The sequence below is a fragment of the Streptomyces sp. NPDC048106 genome (assembly GCF_040706415.1).
Taxonomy (GTDB): domain Bacteria; phylum Actinomycetota; class Actinomycetes; order Streptomycetales; family Streptomycetaceae; genus Streptomyces.
Genome location: NZ_JBEZND010000002.1, coordinates 221,962 through 238,808, shown reverse-complemented (window position 1 = coordinate 238,808; position 16,847 = coordinate 221,962). Strand labels below are relative to the sequence as shown.

Annotated in this window: 13 protein-coding genes and 1 pseudogene; 11 read left to right on the top strand and 3 right to left on the bottom strand. The window is 72.7% G+C overall.

Annotated features, from left to right (window positions below):
• From AB0927_RS03020 to panD, 3 genes and pseudogenes are all read left to right on the top strand, one after another.
• On the top strand, nt 1–894 hold the full coding sequence (locus AB0927_RS03020; protein ID WP_366665723.1) for an SAM-dependent methyltransferase: 894 nt from the start codon (nt 1–3) through the stop codon (nt 892–894).
• Between the two features lie 174 nt (nt 895–1,068).
• Nucleotides 1,069–1,582 (top strand): annotated as a pseudogene (locus tag AB0927_RS03015) (transposase); the annotation flags it as partial.
• Between the two features lie 363 nt (nt 1,583–1,945).
• Nucleotides 1,946–2,377 (top strand): aspartate 1-decarboxylase, encoded by a 432-nt coding sequence (panD, locus tag AB0927_RS03010; protein ID WP_366665722.1) that lies wholly within the window; start codon nt 1,946–1,948, stop codon nt 2,375–2,377.
• 448 nt (nt 2,378–2,825) lie between these two features.
• Here the strand turns inward: panD and gndA are convergent, their stop codons facing one another.
• A complete protein-coding gene (gene gndA, locus AB0927_RS03005; RefSeq protein ID WP_366665721.1) occupies nt 2,826–4,265 on the bottom strand; it encodes an NADP-dependent phosphogluconate dehydrogenase in 1,440 nt (479 codons plus the stop codon).
• A gap of 268 nt (nt 4,266–4,533) precedes the next feature.
• Between gndA and AB0927_RS03000 the strand changes: the two genes are divergently transcribed.
• A complete protein-coding gene (locus AB0927_RS03000) occupies nt 4,534–5,550 on the top strand; it encodes a peptidoglycan DD-metalloendopeptidase family protein (RefSeq protein ID WP_366665720.1) in 1,017 nt (338 codons plus the stop codon).
• Here AB0927_RS03000 and AB0927_RS02995 read toward each other — a convergent pair.
• On the bottom strand, nt 5,540–6,763 hold the full coding sequence (locus AB0927_RS02995; protein WP_366665719.1) for a DMT family transporter: 1,224 nt from the start codon (nt 6,761–6,763) through the stop codon (nt 5,540–5,542). The genes AB0927_RS03000 and AB0927_RS02995 overlap by 11 nt on opposite strands.
• A 246-nt stretch (nt 6,764–7,009) precedes the next feature.
• Between AB0927_RS02995 and AB0927_RS02990 the strand changes: the two genes are divergently transcribed.
• From AB0927_RS02990 to AB0927_RS02960, 7 genes are all read left to right on the top strand, one after another.
• Entirely contained in the window at nt 7,010–7,786 is a 777-nt protein-coding gene (locus AB0927_RS02990; RefSeq protein WP_366665718.1) for a (2Fe-2S)-binding protein, read from the top strand.
• Between the two features lie 163 nt (nt 7,787–7,949).
• A complete protein-coding gene (locus tag AB0927_RS02985; RefSeq protein ID WP_366665717.1) occupies nt 7,950–10,271 on the top strand; it encodes a GH92 family glycosyl hydrolase in 2,322 nt (773 codons plus the stop codon).
• 144 nt (nt 10,272–10,415) lie between these two features.
• Nucleotides 10,416–11,747, top strand: a complete 1,332-nt coding sequence (locus tag AB0927_RS02980) for a wax ester/triacylglycerol synthase family O-acyltransferase (RefSeq protein WP_366665716.1) — start codon at nt 10,416–10,418, stop codon at nt 11,745–11,747.
• A 181-nt stretch (nt 11,748–11,928) separates the two neighbouring features.
• A complete protein-coding gene (locus AB0927_RS02975) occupies nt 11,929–13,437 on the top strand; it encodes an SDR family NAD(P)-dependent oxidoreductase (protein WP_366665715.1) in 1,509 nt (502 codons plus the stop codon).
• Between the two features lie 381 nt (nt 13,438–13,818).
• Nucleotides 13,819–13,992, top strand: coding sequence for a hypothetical protein (locus AB0927_RS02970; protein ID WP_366665714.1), 174 nt, complete (start codon nt 13,819–13,821; stop codon nt 13,990–13,992).
• Between the two features lie 52 nt (nt 13,993–14,044).
• A complete protein-coding gene (locus AB0927_RS02965) occupies nt 14,045–14,530 on the top strand; it encodes a GNAT family N-acetyltransferase (RefSeq protein WP_366665713.1) in 486 nt (161 codons plus the stop codon).
• Between the two features lie 89 nt (nt 14,531–14,619).
• Complete coding sequence (locus AB0927_RS02960) at nt 14,620–15,273, top strand: tetratricopeptide repeat protein (RefSeq protein WP_366665712.1); 654 nt, start codon at nt 14,620–14,622, stop codon at nt 15,271–15,273.
• A gap of 39 nt (nt 15,274–15,312) precedes the next feature.
• On the opposite strand, the gene AB0927_RS02955 is transcribed toward AB0927_RS02960, so the two are convergent.
• Nucleotides 15,313–16,659 (bottom strand): amidase, encoded by a 1,347-nt coding sequence (locus AB0927_RS02955; protein WP_366665711.1) that lies wholly within the window; start codon nt 16,657–16,659, stop codon nt 15,313–15,315.
• Between the last annotated feature and the right edge of the window lie 188 nt (nt 16,660–16,847).

Here is a 16,847-nt window from a genome sequence, read left to right as displayed (position 1 = left end):
GTGTCCGACATCAAACCGCCCAGTGGAATCGGATGGACCGCACTGCTCACCGCGTATTGCAGGTCGGTCGAATCCGAACGGCCGGACCGCCTTTTCGACGATCCGCTGGGGGCCGTGTTCGCTTCCGGAGCGACTGAGACGAGCACGCCCGACGCTGAAAGGCCCCGGCTCGGGCCGGCGAACGGCGACCACGCAACCGGGATGTGGCACTTCTACTGCACCTACATCGCGATGCGGACACCGTTCTACGACCAGCGCCTCACGCATGCTGTCGCGTCCGGCTGCAGGCAGGTCGTTCTTCTCGCGGCGGGACTGGACAGCCGCGCCTACAGGCTTGATCTGCCCGACGACACCACGGTTTTCGAACTGGACCAGGACGCTGTTCTGGACTACAAGCAACGCGTGCTCGACCGGGAGCAGGCGCAGGCGTCCTGCCGCCGCGTCCCGATCGCCGTCGACCTGCGCGAGGAGTGGACCGGGCCGCTGCTCGCTGCGGGCTTCGACCCGAAAAAAGCGACCGTGTGGATAGTGGAGGGCTTGTTGATGTACCTCTCCGACAGCGACTGCTCCCAGCTGTTGAAAACGGTTGGCTCTCTGTCGGCACCGGGCAGTCGACTGGTCACGGAGTATTACAGTCGGCAACCGCGGGTCGAGGACATGCGAAGTGGTTCGAAGGACGAACAGGAACAGGCCTCCTGGGCGCTGGCCATGGAACAGTTCGGCACCGGTCCCACGTCCTCTCCCGCCACTTGGCTGGCGGATCACCGATGGGAGCTCACGGGTCTCACGCACGTAGCTGCGGAGACCCATCGATGGAATCGTCCACTACCGACCGAACTCGACCAGAGCGACATCACCCTCTGGCTCCTCGAAGGAGAGTTCAAGGCGACCTGAGAGCAACCCCGGCCGGGGCCCGTCCCAGAGCGGAGACGGCCCGGCTCGGGGCATCCAGCGGCGTCGTGCGCGCCGAGTGCGCGATGTCCGCCGGGAAGGTGCGGCCGGTCTGGGTGTGGTTCAGCGCGCCCCTCTATGCCCATCACCGACGCCATCCATCAGGCCGTCCTCAAGGTCCCGACTGCCGCATGGACGGTGGCCGTCGAGCCGGACGGCGAGATCCGCGACGGCGCCTGGGTCGCCGAACTGTCCGGTGACTGCCTGAAGGGCTGGGCGAAGGGAATGCGACTGATCGTCCGCAAGGAACGACCCCATCCCGGCGCCCAGTTGCGCTTCACCGACGCCGACGGCCTGCGGCTCACCGCGTTCGCCACCAACACCACCGGCGTCCCGATCGCCGCACTCGAACTGCGGCACCGCCGGCGCTCAAGGGCCGAGGACCGCATCCGCGCCGCCCGCGCCACCGGCCTGCGCAATCGCCCTCGATCTCCTGGCCCGGATGCCCATACTCACTCCGACCGGCGAAATCCGCAGGTGGGAGCCCCTCCGCCTCCGCCTCTTCTCCACCGCGGCCAGGATCGTCACCACCGCCCGCCGCCGGCACCTGAGGTTCACACGCCACTGGCCCTGGACCGACGTGATCACAGCCGCCCTGGCACGGCTCGAAGCCCTCACGAACCCCGGCTGACCAGTACGTCCCCGGCACCTCGATCGAGCAGCACCACCCCCGCCGGACCCGTATAGACCCAGCTCGCGCCGGTCGAGCGCCTTCGCTCCTGACTGCCGTCCAGACCGTCCGCGTGACGGTGATCACGGACGTCCTTCGGGGGGTGCTGCGTAGGCTTGGGCCGTCGCCACGTTGGGGTCCGCGAGAGTGGGCGAAGCCCTCCTCCGGTCAACTGACGAGGCGTCAGGAAAGTCGGCAAGTGGTCAGCATGAGTCCTGAAAAACGCAGGGAAAGCTGCCCGGACATGCGACTCGTTGTAGGATGTCGAAACAGCCCTTGACCTGCAAAAACGCAGGCAGGGAGCCTCATTGTGGGAGTGCCTCGATGCTGCGTACCATGTTCAAGTCCAAGATCCACCGGGCCACCGTCACCCAGGCCGACCTGCACTACGTGGGATCGGTGACGATCGATGCCGATCTGCTCGATGCGGCCGATCTGTTGCCGGGGGAACTCGTGCACATCGTGGACATCACGAACGGGGCCCGGCTGGAGACGTACGTCATTGAGGGCGAGCGGGGCTCGGGGGTCATCGGGATCAACGGGGCGGCCGCCCATCTCGTGCACCCCGGGGATCTGGTGATCATCATCAGTTATGCGCAGGTCGCCGATGCGGAGGCGCGGGAGCTGAAGCCGCGGGTCGTGCACGTCGACGGTGACAACCGGATCGTGGCCCTCGGCGGCGACCCCTCGGAGCCGGTGCCCGGTTCCGAGCAGCGGCGCGCCCCGCAGTCCGTGTCCCGGGCCGTATCGGCCTGAACCCGGTCGGCCCCCTTCGCTGCCGCCCCCGGGTGAGTGGCCGGGCGGTGGCCGGGTAGGCGGGGGAGTAGTCCAGAGGCGACGTCCAGTGATATCGACGACTGCGCGGAGGACATGATGACGAACCCGCACCCCGACCCCGTCCCGCCGGGCCCCACCCCGACCCCGGAGCCGTACCCCACCCCCGTACCACCACCGGAGCCCGGCCCCCGGCCGACCCCCTCTCCCCCGGGTCCGGGCCCGCAGCCGACTCCACCTCCGCCTCCCCCCGGTCCGGGCCCGCAGCCGACTCCGCCTCCCCCCGGTCCGGGGCCGCAGCCGACTCCGCCCCCGCCTGGTCCGGGGCCGCAGCCCACTCCGCCTCCGTCCCCGATCCCGCCGGGGCCGGAGCCCGTACCCAACCCCGAGCCGGGGCCGCCTCTGACCTGAGGGGTTCCCCGGACGCGCGCTACGCCGAGACCTCCGACCGGTCTCCGCCCCACAGCGTGTGGAACGAACCCTCGCGGTCCACCCGCCGGTACGTGTGCGCCCCGAAGAAGTCCCGCTGCCCCTGGGTGAGCGCCGCGGGCAGCCGAGGGGCGCGCAGTCCGTCGTAGTACGCCAGCGCGGCCGCGAACCCCGGCGTCGGCACCCCTTGCCGTACCGCCGTGGCCAGCACCTCGCGCCAGTCGTCCTGAGCCGCCTCGATCTCGCGGGCGAACGTCTCGTCGGACAGCAGGCTGGGCAGATCGGGCCGGGCGTCGTACGCGGCGCGGATCCGGTCGAGGAACGCCGCCCGGATGATGCAGCCGGCGCGCCAGATGGCGGAGACGGCGCCGTGGTCGATGTCCCAGCCGTACTCCTCGCTGCCCGCCGCGATCTCGTGGAAGCCCTGCGTGTACGACACGATCTTGGAGGCGTACAGCGCCTGCTCCACCCGGTCGGCGAAGGCCGCCGCCTCCGCCCCGGTCAGCGGTGTCGGCTGCGGACCGGCGAGATGGCGGGAGGCCGCCCGCAGCCCGGCGTGGCCGGACAGCGAGCGGGCGAAGACGGCCTCCGCGATGCCGGAGACCGGTACGCCGAGGTCGAGCGCGATCTGGACGGTCCAGCGGCCGGTGCCCTTCTGCTCGGCCTGGTCCAGCACCACGTCCACGAACGGCTTGCCGGTCGCCGCGTCCCCGTGGGACAGCACCTCGGCGGTGATCTCGATCAGGTAGGAGTCCAGTCGGCCGGTGTTCCAGGTGCGGAAGATGTCCGCGATCTGCGCCGGGGAGTAGCCCGCCACGTCCCGCAGCAACTGGTAGGCCTCGCCGATGAGCTGCATGTCGGCGTACTCGATGCCGTTGTGCACCATCTTCACGAAGTGCCCGGCGCCGTCCGGACCCACGTGGGTCACGCAGGGCGCGCCGTCCTTCGCCTTCGCCGAGATCTTCTCCAGCATCGGGCCCAGGGAGGCGTACGACTCCTTCGACCCGCCGGGCATGATGCTCGGCCCGTGCAGCGCGCCCTCCTCGCCGCCGGAGATGCCGGTGCCGACGAAGTGGATGCCCCGCTCGCGCAGCTCCCGTTCCCGGCGCCGGGTGTCCGCGAAGTGCGCGTTGCCGCCGTCGATGATCATGTCCCCGGGTTCCAGGAGCGGCGCGAACTCCTTGATCACCGCGTCCGTGGGCTCACCGGCCTTGACCATGATCATCAGGCGGCGCGGGCGTTCCAGGGCGGCCACGAACTCCTCGGCGGTCTCGGTGGCGACGAAGTCACCCTCCTGCCCGAACTCCTTCACCAGGTCCCGCGTCCGCGACACCGTGCGGTTGTGCACCGCGACCGGGTAACCGTTGCGCGCGAAATTCCGGGCGAGGTTGCGGCCCATGACCGCGAGGCCGGTGACGCCGATCTGCGCTGAAGTGCTCATACCGCCTGCTCCCTGATCGCCTCGTGACTGCGGTTCCGTCGGTACGGGTCCCCGCCCATCCTGACGTGACCCCAGGGCGAGCGCACATCAGACCCGCCACCCGCGCGACCGGGGCGCGGGCCCTGTCCGGGCCGGTCCCGGGAGATCCCGGTCAACGACCGTCCGGTATCGGCCAGTTGGCGGCCATGGACGGCCGAAACGCCGTCTTGTCATGGCATGTTCGCGGCGCATAGCTTTGCGCCTCCTGACGCATGAGGGGACCTCGCACATGGCCCTAAGCGGCCGGCATCGCCGGTACCAGCCGAACAGGATCAACCGCGCCTCGCTCACCGTCACGGCGGGCGGTGCGGGCCTCGCTCTCCCGCTGATCGCCGCGGGAACGGCGGCCGCGGAGACCGGCGCGCACCCCGGCGTCCGCGCCGACGCCGGGGAGGTGTCCCGCGCCGGTTCGCCGTCAGGGGACGCGCGGTCCGCCGTGGCCGGGGAGGCGCGCGACGCCTCCGCCCACGACGTGCGCCCGCAGACCACCCCCCAGTCCCGCGCCGGCCGTACCGCGATGTACACGGTGGTCCGCGGTGACACCCTCTCCGGCATCGCCGACGAGCACCAGGTCCAGGGCGGCTGGCAGAAGCTCTACGCCGCCAACCGTGCCACCGTCGGCGCCGACCCCGACCTGATCCTGCCGGGCGAACGGCTCAGCCTGCACCCCGCGAAGGCGCCCGCCGCGCCCGCCGCGCCCTCCAAGACCTCCAAGAACGAGACCTCGAAGAGCAAGGCCCCGAAGAAGAAGCAGACTTCACACCCGGCACAGCCGAAAGCCCGCCACCAGACGGAGAGCCACCAGACCAAGAGCCACGAGGCCAAGGCCGGGGCGAGCACGCACGCGTTCGTCGCCCCGGTCCAGGCTTCCATAGGCACCGGATACCACGCGGCCGGCTCGCACTGGTCGAAGGGCTATCACACCGGCGTCGACTTCCTCGTGCCCACCGGGACCGCCGTGCACGCGGCCGAGGCGGGCCAGGTGGTGGCCGCGGGCTGGGGCGGCTCCTACGGCTACCAGGTGGTGATCCGGCACGCCGACGGCCACTACACCCAGTACGGCCATCTGTCGGCCATCTCCGTGCGGGTCGGCCAGCACGTCGCCGCCGGCGGGCGCATCGCGCGCTCCGGGGCCACCGGCAACGTCACCGGTCCCCACCTGCACTTCGAGGTGCGCACGGGCCCGGGCTTCGGCACGGACATCGACCCGCTCGGCTACCTCCGGGCCCACGGCGTCAGGATCTGACCCGCGGCCGCCGCCGGTGCGGCACCGTCAGCCGGGCGTAGGTCTCCGGGAGCGGGAGCGCGCGCTCCCCGGGCGGTACGGCCTCGCCCGCGTCCCCCAGCGCGGTGTCGGCCGCCGGGAGGAGCAGCTTCCGCAGGCCGGACTCCGCGAGCGGTCCGTCGCCCGGGACGGGGCCTCGTACGTCCTCCCCGTCGGCCCGCTGCTGCGGCACCGAAGGAATCACCTCGACGGGAATCCTCTCGACGGCAACCGCCTCGACGGAGATCCCCGTGCCGGTGATCTCCCCGGCGGAGGCCGCCGGCTCCGGGCTCGTCTCCGGGTCCGGTTCCAGGTTCGACTCCCGGTCCGTCTTCGGGTCCGTCTCCGGGTCCGGCCCCGCCGTCTCCTCCATCCGCTCCGTCGTCAGCATGATCAGGCCACCGGCCGCCAGCACCCCGCACCCCAGGGCGAGCAGGGTGCCCGTCATGCCGTGGCGGAAGGTCTCGCCGAACAGGAGGATGCCGACCGCCGCGGCCAGCACCGGGTTGACCACGGTCAGGGTGGCGAGCGGCGCGGCCAGGCCGCCGCCCCGGTAGGAGGCCTGGGACAGCAGGACGCCGGCGACGGAGAACGCGGCGATCAGCGCCAGCGAGAACAGGGTGCCGGAGGAGGCGAGACCGTCGTCCCAGCCGACGGTGACGGACTTGGTGAACACCGAGGACATGCCGAACGCTATGCCGGACGCCGTGGCGAGCAGCACGCTGCGCACCGCGGGGTGCCGGTGGGCGGCCCGGCCCGCGCACATCAGCGCCACGACCACGCCGCCGGTGATCACCGCGGCCGCCAGCCGCTGGGCGCCGCCGAGCGCGTGGTCGTCGGCGGAACCGACCAGGGAGAGCAGGCCCGCGAGGCCGATGGTGGCCATCACCGCGCCGCGCCAGGCCGTCGCCCCGGCCCGGCGGCCCACGCACAGCGTGGCCAGGGGCAGGGCGAAGACGATGGTCAGCGCGCCGAGCGGCTGGACGATGCTCAGCGGGCCGTAGGCCAGCGCCCCGACGTGCAGCACCGCGCCGAGCCCGTTGAGCGCCAGCGCGCCCCACCAGCCGGGCCGGCGCAGCGGGAGATACGCGCTGTCGGGGGAGGACGCGGCGACCCGTTCCTGTACGATCGCGCCGCCCGCGTAGCCGAGGGCGGACACCAGCGACAGCAGCACGGACAGCACGAGGGCGCTCATCGGCCTCTCCCGCTCATCGGGGTCTCCTGTGCGTGCGGCGAGGGGCCTGAGCCCGGCGCGGCCTACGGTCGGCTTGCATGGTCGACACTCTGCCCGCCCGCGCTCTTCCCGTCGTCGTCCCTGAGCACGCAATGTGTCCTACTACCGATGGAGTACGCCGGTTCCCTGATCATCCCTCAGATGGGTTACCCAGGGGGAGCCCCCCGCCCCTCCGGGTCGCGAACGGGCCTGGTACGAGTGTCCCTCGTGGACCTCGACCCCGAACTCGCCGCACTCCGCCCGCTGGGCGGCTTCTTCGACCTGCGCACGGCCCCGGACGCGGACCCGGCGCGGCTGCCGACCCTCGCGATGGCCTACGCGCAGACGAGCCCGGAGGATCCGGAGAGCCCCGACGACCCCCTGGCCTCGCGCGTACGCACCGTCGCCCACCGCCTGCGCACCACCGAACCCCGCGTCGCCGCCTCCCTCGCCCACCAGGGCCTGGCCGCCCGGCTGTGGTCGGCCGCGCTCGGCTGCGCCGTCCTGTACGGCCGGCTGCCCGGTCTGGACCCCGGCCTGCTGCGCTGGGACACCCACGCGTCCGCGCCCGACGACCTGTGGCTCACCGAGGTCCGCCCGGGGCCCGGCGACGCGGCCGCCCTCGCCGATGCGGTGCTGCACGGCCATCTGGAACCCCTGGGGGAGACCCTGAGGGCCCGTTACGGGGTCGCCTCCGGGCTGCTGTGGGGCAACGCGGGCTCCGCGCTCGCCGGAACCGCCCGGGAACTGGAGCGCTGGGCCCGTGCCCAGGGCCGTACCGACGTGGCGGCGCGCACCCGCGCCCTCACCGGCGAACTCCTCGACCACTCCCTGCTGCGGGCCACCGGCACCCGCACCGGCCCGGCCTTCCGCCGCCGTAGCTGCTGCCTGTACTACCGGGTCCCCGGCGGCGGAGTGTGCGGCGACTGCTGCTTCCGCCGGCCCCCGGCGACACCACGGTCCCCAACCGCAGTAGGGGGCAAGGGAGTTGATTCGCCCGGCTGAGGTGCGGAGTTCCGGGGGCGGGGTCGCGTGCCACGTCCGCGCGGGCCGTCAAGTCACCTTCTCCGCGACGCGTTTACCCCCTCTCATCGCGCAATGCCCGGTTTCACGGCGTTCGCCCGCCACGATGCAGGCAACGATGTCGAACCCCCGGAGGTCATCCGACATGAGAGGGACCCGGCGCACACGACTGTGCCTGGCCTGGGTGATGGCAGCGTCCGCGCTGGTCGCCACCCCCGCCGCAGGAGCCGCCGAGCGGACCGACGGCCACCTCGTCGACCTGGTGAACCCCTTCATCGGGAGCCAGAACGAGGGCAACACCTTTCCCGGCGCCACCGTGCCCTTCGGCATGGTGCAGCTCTCGCCGGACACCGGACACAACACCGGCTACGACTACACCCAGAGCCGTATCCGAGGCTTCTCGCTGGTCCATCTGTCGGGCGTGGGCTGCCGGATCGGCGGCGACCTGCCCGTGCTGCCCACCACCGGCGACGTCGGGCAGACGGACGACGCCAAGTACGCGGTCGCTTTCTCGCACGGTGACGAGGAGGCGAGCCCCGGCTACTACCGCGTCGGCCTCGCCTCCGGCGTCCGCGCCGAGTTGACCGCCGGCGCCCGCACCGGAGTGCAGCGCTACACCTTCCCGGCCACCACCAAGGCCAACGTCCTGCTGAACGCGGCCCAGTCGCTGCACAAGGCGGGCGGCAGCAAGGTGGAGATCCTGGACGACCGCACGGTGCGCACCGAGATCACCGGCCATGGCTTCTGCCGGGACACCGCCCCGTACACGGTCTACACGATCACCCGCTTCAGCCGGCCCTTCACCGCGTACGGCACCTGGGACGGCGCCACCGTCACCGCGGGCTCGCGCGCCGGACACGGCGGCGCCTACGTCCGCTTCGACACCACCAGGGACCGTACGGTCGAGGCGACCACCGCGCTGTCGTACGTCGATCCGGCGGGCGCGGCGGGCAATCTGCGCGCCGAGGGCGGGCGGCCGTTCGACGCCGTGCGCCGGGCGGCCCGCGAGCGGTGGGAGGAGCGGCTGGCCGCGGTGCGGGTCCGGGGCGGCACCGACACCCTGCGCCGTACGTTCTACTCCTCGCTGTACCGGTCGTACCTCGCGCCCAACCTCGGCGGCGACGCCGACGGCCGCTACCTCGGCTGGGACCGCCGCGTCCACCACGCGAAGGGGTTCACGTACTACCAGAACTGGTCGCTGTGGGACACCTACCGCACCCAGGCCCAGTTGCTCGCGCTGCTCGCCCCGCGCGAGGCGCGGGACATGGCCCGCTCGGTGGTGGCGATCGACGAGGACGGCGGCTGGCTGCCCAAGTGGGGCTACGGCCCGGTCGAGACGAACGTGATGAGCGGCGACCCGGTCACGCCCTTCCTGACCACGGCCTACCAGATGGGCTTGCTGAGAGGGTTCGAGGAGCGGGCCTACCGGGCGCTGCGCAAGAACGCGGACGGGGTGCCGCCCGCCGCGAACCCGGGCATCGGACGGGAGGCCAACGCCGAGTACGTCAAGGACGGCTTCGCCCCGTTCGAGAAGGACCGGCCGCTCGCCAAGATGGGCGACTCCGACTACCACCACGGCGCCTCCGTCACCCTGGAGTACGCCCTCGCCGACGCCATGCTCGCCCAGATGGCCCGGGGTCTCGGGCACGACGCCGACGCCGCCCGGTACGCGGCCCGCTCGCGCAACTACCGCACCATCTTCGACCGCTCGACCGGCTTCTTCCGGGCCCGCGACGCCTCCGGCGCCTTCACCGGCTCGGCCGACCCGGCGCTCGGCACCGGCTTCCACGAGGGCACCGCCTGGCAGTACCAGTGGCTGGTGCCGCAGGACCTGCCCGGCATGGTCGGCCTGATCGGCGGCAAGCGGGCGGCCAACGACCGCCTGGACTCCTTCTTCGCCTACGACCGGCTGCTCGCCGACCCGGCGAAGACGGCCCGTGAGGTGTGGGTGCACGGCGACGCGTACGCCTACTACAACGCGACCGTCTACAACCCGATGAACGAGCCCGACCTCATCGCGCCCTACACCTACCTCGCCACCGGCCAGCCGTGGAAGACCACCGACGTCGTGCACGCGGCCCTGACCCTGTTCACCGACAGTCCGACCGGCATGACCGGCAACGACGACCTCGGCACCATGTCCGCCTGGAACGTGCTGTCGTCCATCGGGCTCTTCCCGGTCCAGCCCGGCTACGACACCTGGGGTCTGTCCACCCCGGTCTTCGACCGCGTCGGCCTCACCCTGGACCGCCGCTACTGGCCGAGCGGCGGACTGACCGTCACCGCGCCCGGCACCTCCGCCGCCGACCGCTACGTCCAGGGCGTGCGCGTCGACGGGACGGCCCACGGGCGGACGTATCTGACGACGCGTGCGCTGCGCTCCCTGCGCTCGCTGGCGTTCACGGTCGGCCCGCGCCCGTCGGAGTGGGGTACGTCGGCCCAGGCGGCACCCCCGGTACTGAAGTGACCTCAGGTGTCTCCTGAGTCCCGCCCCGTTCGGCGGGGCGGGACTTTATCCGTTGTTAACTGAGCGTATATCGATCGCACTTGACCGTAATCGACTGCCGGGGATTGACTGAAGTTCCCTTCCGCCGACGCGCGAGGCAAGCCCGTGACCCCCGATCTGCTCGCTCCCCTCGACCTGGCCTTCTGGAACATCGAGTCCGACCGGCATCCGATGCACCTGGGCGCGCTCGGTGTCTTCGCCGCGCACTCGCCCACGGCCGGCGCCCACGCCGCCGACCTGCTGGCCGCCCGCGCCGCCGCCGTCCCCGGGCTCCGCCTGCGCATCCGCGACGTCTGGCAGCCGTTCGCCTTCGGCGGCGCCACCCGCGAGACCGACCCGGACTTCGACCCGCTGAACCACGTACGGCTGCACGCGCCGGCCGGCGACTTCCACGCGGCCGCCGGACGGCTGATGGAGCGCCCGCTGGAGCGCGGCCGGCCGCCCTGGGAGGCGCACGTCCTGCCGGGCGAGGACGGGGTCTCCTTCGCCGTGCTCTTCAAGTTCCATCACGCCCTCGCCGACGGGCTGCGCGCCCTCAGGCTCGCCGCGGGCGTCCTGGACCCGGTGGACCTGCCCGAGCGGGCGCCGCGCCCCGTCGATCCGCCGCGCCGGGCCCTGCCGGACGTGCGCGAGCTGCCCGGCATGCTCCCCGGCCTGGTCAAGGGCGCCCTCTTCGACATGGGCCGGGCCCTGGACATCGGCGCCTCCCTCGCCCTGTCCACCCTGCGCATGCGTCCCACCACCGCGCTCGCCTCCCCGCCCAGCGGCACCCGCCGCACCGCCGGCGTCGTCCTCGACATCGACGACGTGCACCGGGTGCGCAAGACGGCCGGCGGCACCGTCAACGACGTCCTCATCGCGGTCGTCGCCGGTGCGCTGCGCCGCTGGCTCGACGAACGCGGCGACGGCAGCACGGGCGTCGCGCCGCGCGCCCTGATCCCCGTCTCCCGGCGCCGCCCGCGCACCGCCCAGCCACCCGGCAACCGGCTCTCCGGCTACCTGATACGGCTTCCCGTGGACGAGCCGGACCCGCTCGGCCGCCTCGCCGCCGTCCGCACCGCGATGGTCCGCAACAAGGACGCGGGCCCCGACCGGGGCGCCGGCGCGGTGGCGCTGCTCGCCGACCACGTGCCCGCCCTCGGCCACCGGCTCGGCGGTCCGCTCGTCGGGCAGGCCGCGCGGCTGTGGTTCGACATCCTGGTGACGAGCGTGCCGCTGCCGGGAATCGGGCTGCGGCTCGGCGGGCACGAGCTGACCGAGGTCTACCCGCTGGCCCCGCTCGCGCCCGGCCAGTCGCTGGCGGTCGCGATCTCCACGTACCGCGGCCGCGTGCACTACGGGCTGGTCGCGGACGCGGCGGCGGTACCGGACCTCGACCGGTTCGCGCACGCGGTGTCGGCCGAGGTGGAGGCGCTGCTGGCGGCCTGCGTCTGCTGACCGTCGGCGTGTGACGGGTGTGGTTCAAGGGGCTGCCGGTGCCCGTGGGGTGCCCGGATCGCCGGATCCGGGCTGTGATCCATTCGGGTTTGGCCCACGGGCCCGCGGCTCCGTTAAAATTTCGCGTTCGAAAGCGGGCGCGAGTCGGAGCGCTGCGCGGGATCAGGGAAACGGCAGCGCGATGACGGTGACAGAAGACGGCTTCATGGCCACGGACCCCATGGCCACGGAGGAGGCCGTCCACGGCCCGGGCATCGATCCCGAGCGCCTGGCCGTCTGCCTCAGCGTGCTGGAGGAGCTCGACGGGATCGACGTCGACCACCCCGACGCGATCCTGGTGCGCCGGGCCACCTCGCACATCTACCGGACGGTCAAGCAGCGCCGCCGCCAGGAGCGCCGGGCCGCCAAGAGCGCCCACGACCGCGCGGTCACCGAGGCCACGGCCACCGGCTCCGCCGAGCGCATCGACGACGAGACCGAGGGCATCCTGCCCTCCTCGAAGGTCGAGGCCGGCCGGATCGCGGGCATACTCCAGCGACCGCGCTCCTGCTACACCTGCAAGAGCCGCTACGTCGAGGTCGACTACTTCTACCACCAGCTCTGTCCCCGGTGCGCCGACCTCAACCGCGCCAAGCGGGACGCCCGCGCCGACCTCACCGGCAAGCGCGCCCTGCTCACCGGCGGCCGCGCCAAGATCGGCATGTACATCGCGCTGCGGCTGCTGCGCGACGGCGCCCACACGACGATCACCACCCGGTTCCCCAAGGACGCCATCCGCCGCTTCAAGGCGATGGAGGACTCGGCGGACTGGCTGCACCGGCTGGAGGTCGTCGGCATCGACCTGCGCGACCCGGCGCAGGCCGTGGCCCTGGCCGAGCGGGTCGCCGAGGCGGGTCCGCTCGACATCCTGATCAACAACGCGACGCAGACCGTACGACGGCTGCCCTCCGCGTACGCGGCGCTGGTCGAGGGCGAGAGCGCCCCGCTGCCCGCCGGTGAACTGCCCGCCCACGAGGTGATCGGCGCCTTCAACTCCGGCGCCGTCGACGGCATCGCCGCGCTGCCGGTCGGCGTCGCCGGCCTGGACGCGCAGAAGGTGGCCGACCTCGCGCTGGTCGCGGGCAACGCCAGCGTCGCCCGGCACCTGGACGGGACCGCGATCGACGCGGGCGGTCTCGTCCCGGACGTGGTGGACACCAACACCTGGGTGCAGAGCATCGAGCAGATCTCCCCGGTGGAGCTGCTGGAGACCCAGCTGTGCAACTACACGGCGCCGTTCATCCTGATCAGCAAGCTCCGCCCGGCGATGGCCGACGCGGCCCGGAAGGCGGCGCGGGCACGGTCGTACGTCGTCAACGTCTCGGCGATGGAAGGGGTGTTCAGCCGCGGCTACAAGGGCGCCGGGCACCCGAACACCAACGCCGCGAAGGCGGCCATGAACATGGTGACGCGGACCAGCGCGCAGGAGATGTTCGACACCGACGGCATCCTCATGACCTCCGTCGACACCGGCTGGATCACCGACGAGCGCCCGCACTACGACAAGCTGCGCCTCGCCGAGGCCGGCTTCCACGCGCCCCTCGACCTGGTCGACGGCGCGGCCCGCGTCTACGACCCGATCGTGCGCGGCGAGGACGGCGAGGACGTGTACGGCGTCTTCCTCAAGGACTACGCGCCCGGCAAGTGGTGACGGGCACCGGACGCTGGTCCGCGAGTAGGCCGAACGGGTGATACGGAACGTCGTGCCGGCGATGCGCTTTGTGGTGAATAGCTGCACATTGGATGGTGATGGGTTGCTGATCGAAGCGCGATAGTTACCCCTTGTTTGCACTCCCTATCGAGCGGAGGCCCGCTCATTTGGTTAATCTGGAGTGGACGGGCAGCGAAAAGGGGTCCCACCCACACCCATTTCGTCCGTCCGGGGCGTGCCGGAGATCATCGGCCCGCTCCGCCCGAAGTGCCGGCGCCACCGCGCCCGACTGGCTTCCATCCAGACCCGAGCGGGCGGCGAGCGCCGGAGCACAGGCTGTCCGGTCCGCCCGAGGGTGACCCGACACATAAGGAGTGCGCGGTGACACCGGAGAAGACGAAACGCGAGCAACGCCCCGAAGAGAACCCCGAGCGTCCGGGCCGGCGGCCCGGAGAACTCGGCAGCCTCGACGTGTGGGCCCGGTCCGCCCCCATCCGCCTCGCGGGCTACGAGGACGACCTCGCCGAACCCCACATCCTGCCCAGCGTGGACTGACCCCCTTCGCGATCGCCGCCGCGCATGGGCGTGACCTGCGAGAATCACGCCCATGCTGATCAGAGACGCCGTTCCCGAGGACTGGCCGCGGATCTGGCCCTTCTGGCACCGGATCGTCGCCGCCGCCGAGACGTACGCCTGGGACCCCGGCACCGACGAGCCGGCCGCCCGCGCCCTGTGGATGAGCCCGGCCAAGCGCGTGTACGTCGCCGAGGACCCCACGGGCACCGTGACCGGCTCCGCCTACCTCACGGCCAACTACGGCGGCCCCGCCGCCCGCGTCGCCAACGCCGGCTTCATGGTCGACCCCGCCCGCACCGGCGAGGGCATCGGCCGCGCCCTGGCCGACCACGTCCTCACCGAGGCGGCACGCCACGGCTACCGCGCCATGGTCTTCAACGCCGTGGTCGAAACCAACCCCGCGGTCCGTCTGTGGACCTCGCTGGGCTTCACGATCCTGGCCACCATCCCCGACGCCTTCGAACACCCCCACCACGGCCTGGTCGGCCTGCACATCATGCACAAGTCACTCGTCTGACACCCCGGAAACCCTAGGAAACCCCCGGCACCCGCCGGGCGCGGAGGGATAGCCTCGGCCCGGTTCACATCGACGGGGAGGGGCGGGACATGCGGGAGCGGGACTGGATCGGTCAGGCGGGGGAGCTGTTCGAGGCGGCGATGTTCCGAGGGGACGCCGCCGCGCTGGAGCGGTCCGACGACGTGCTGGACGCGGTCGAGGCGCCGCTCGCCCTCGCCCGGGGCAAGGTGCTGCACGTCCGCTTCCTGGACGACCGGGAGGTACGGAACGAGGAACTCGCGCTGTTCGAGCGCGCCGCCGAGCTGTACCGGCGGCTCGGCGACCGGGCCGGCGAGGCGGACGCGCTGTTCTGGATCGGTTGCTGGTACCAGGTGGTGGAGGGGGACGGCACGGCCGGTGTGCCGTACTTCGAGCGGTCGTACGCGCTGGCGCTCGGCGTCGGTGACCGCAGGACGATGTCGTACGCCGTGCGGCACCTCGGGTTCGCCGACAAGGACGCGGGGCACTTCGACCGGGCCCGGGAGCGGCTGGCCGAATCGGTGGCGCTGCGCCGGGAGATCGGCTTCCCGGCCGGGGAGGCGGCCGGGCTGGTGGCGCTCGCCTACCTCGCCGCCGAGACCGGGGACCCGGCGACGGCGTTCCGGCACCTCGACGAGGCCGGGGCGGTCGCCGGAAGCTGCGGTGCGAAGACCGTGTCGGGGTGGGTCGAGCGGGCCCGCGAACTCATCGGGACGCGGGACTGAGGGCGGCGCCGGCCTGCGTGCCGTACGCCGCCGTGGCGCTCAGTCGCCCAGCGGCGCCGTCCGCCGCCATGGCAGCGAGCGCTCCAGTTCCTCCGCCAGGTCCAGCAGGACGGGCTCCGTGCCGGGGCGGCCCACCAGTTGCACGGCGCAGGGCGCGCCCGAGGGGAGGGTGCCGAGGGGGACGGACATCGCGGGCCAGCCGGTCAGGTTCCAGGGCGGGGTGAAGGGCGAGTAGGCGGAGTTGACGACGATGTTGCGCAGCCAGCCGCGTTCGTGCCAGGGCCCGGCGGCGGGGGAGCGGCGGGCCAGGGCCGGGGTGAGCAACACGTCGTGCTCGGTGAGGAAGGGGGTCAGCCGGGCGCGCAGGCGGTCGCGTTCGCCGCTCGTGCGCACTGAGCGGACGAAGCGCCGGCCCAGCGCCGCGTGCACCCGGGTGCGCCGGGCCAGCCGCGCCGGATCCAGGCCCTCGGCGTCCACCGCCGTGCCCGCCGTCCAGTGCCGCAGCGCGGTCACGCCCATCGTCACGGGATACGGCGGCTCCGCCCGGCGCACCCGGTGACCCGCCCGCGCCAGCGCCACCGCGGCCTGCCGGACCGCGCTCGCGTACGGGCCGCTGACGCCTGCCCCGGGGAGCGGGTTGCGCAGGGCCACGGCGATCGTCCGCCGCACGGGCTCCTCGGCCGGCGGGAAGCCGCCGTCGGCCAGGACGCCCAGCATCAGCCGCAGATCCTCGACCGTGGTGGCCAGCGGGCCGTTCTCCGACATGCCGAACCAGTCCCCGTTGCCGATCCCCGCCGGCACCACCCCGAGCGCCGGCTTCAGCGTCACGAGGCCGCAGTTCGCCGCCGGGATGCGCAGGGACCCCATGCCGTCGTTGCCGAGCGCGATCGGCACGAACCCCGCGGCCACGGCGGCGGCGCTGCCCCCGGAGGAGCCGCCCGCCGTGCGCGTGGTGTCCCAGGGGTTGCGTGAGGTGCCGTACGCGCCCTCGGTCGTGCCGAAGACACACAGCTCGGGCACGTTCGTCAGGCCCACCACCACCGCGCCCGCCGCCCGCAGCCGCGCCACCGTGACGTGGTCCTCGTCCGCCGGGGCGTCCGGGGTCGCGGCGGAGCCGTCGCGGTGGGACTCGCCGCGCACCGCCAGGTTGTCCTTCACCGCCACCGGCACGCCCGCGAGTGGCAGTTCGGCCAGGTCGGCGCGCGAGCCCACCTCGTCCGCCTCGGCGAGCGCCGCCTCCCGGCGCACCTTGCGGAACGCCTCGATCCGCCCGTCGTACCGCTCGATCCGCGCCAGGTGCTCCGCCACCACCTCCCGTGGCGTCACCCGCTTCTCCCGCACGGCGGCGGCGATCTCGGCGGCGCTCCGCCCGGCCCAGCTCCCCACGGCACTCCTCGTTCATTCGTCGGCTACTCGCCGGTACACATCAGGACGCAGGGAGAACTGTGCCCCGTCGAGCGCGGTACGTCGAGGGTCCGGCGGCCGCCGCAGGGGAATGCGTTCCTCAGCGAACCCGAAGCGAGAGCGCAGCGAACCCGAAGCGAGACCGCAGCGAGTCCGACCCGTGAACGCCC

Coding starts and splice junctions, on each gene's coding strand:
- AB0927_RS02995 (WP_366665719.1), bottom strand. CDS start 6,763: ATGAGCGCCCTCGTGCTGTCCGTGCTGCTGTCGCTGGTGTCCGCCCTC.
- AB0927_RS02960 (WP_366665712.1), top strand. CDS start 14,620: ATGCGGGAGCGGGACTGGATCGGTCAGGCGGGGGAGCTGTTCGAGGCG.
- gndA (WP_366665721.1), bottom strand. CDS start 4,265: ATGAGCACTTCAGCGCAGATCGGCGTCACCGGCCTCGCGGTCATGGGC.
- panD (WP_366665722.1), top strand. CDS start 1,946: ATGCTGCGTACCATGTTCAAGTCCAAGATCCACCGGGCCACCGTCACC.
- AB0927_RS02985 (WP_366665717.1), top strand. CDS start 7,950: ATGAGAGGGACCCGGCGCACACGACTGTGCCTGGCCTGGGTGATGGCA.
- AB0927_RS03000 (WP_366665720.1), top strand. CDS start 4,534: ATGGCCCTAAGCGGCCGGCATCGCCGGTACCAGCCGAACAGGATCAAC.
- AB0927_RS02965 (WP_366665713.1), top strand. CDS start 14,045: ATGCTGATCAGAGACGCCGTTCCCGAGGACTGGCCGCGGATCTGGCCC.
- AB0927_RS02975 (WP_366665715.1), top strand. CDS start 11,929: ATGACGGTGACAGAAGACGGCTTCATGGCCACGGACCCCATGGCCACG.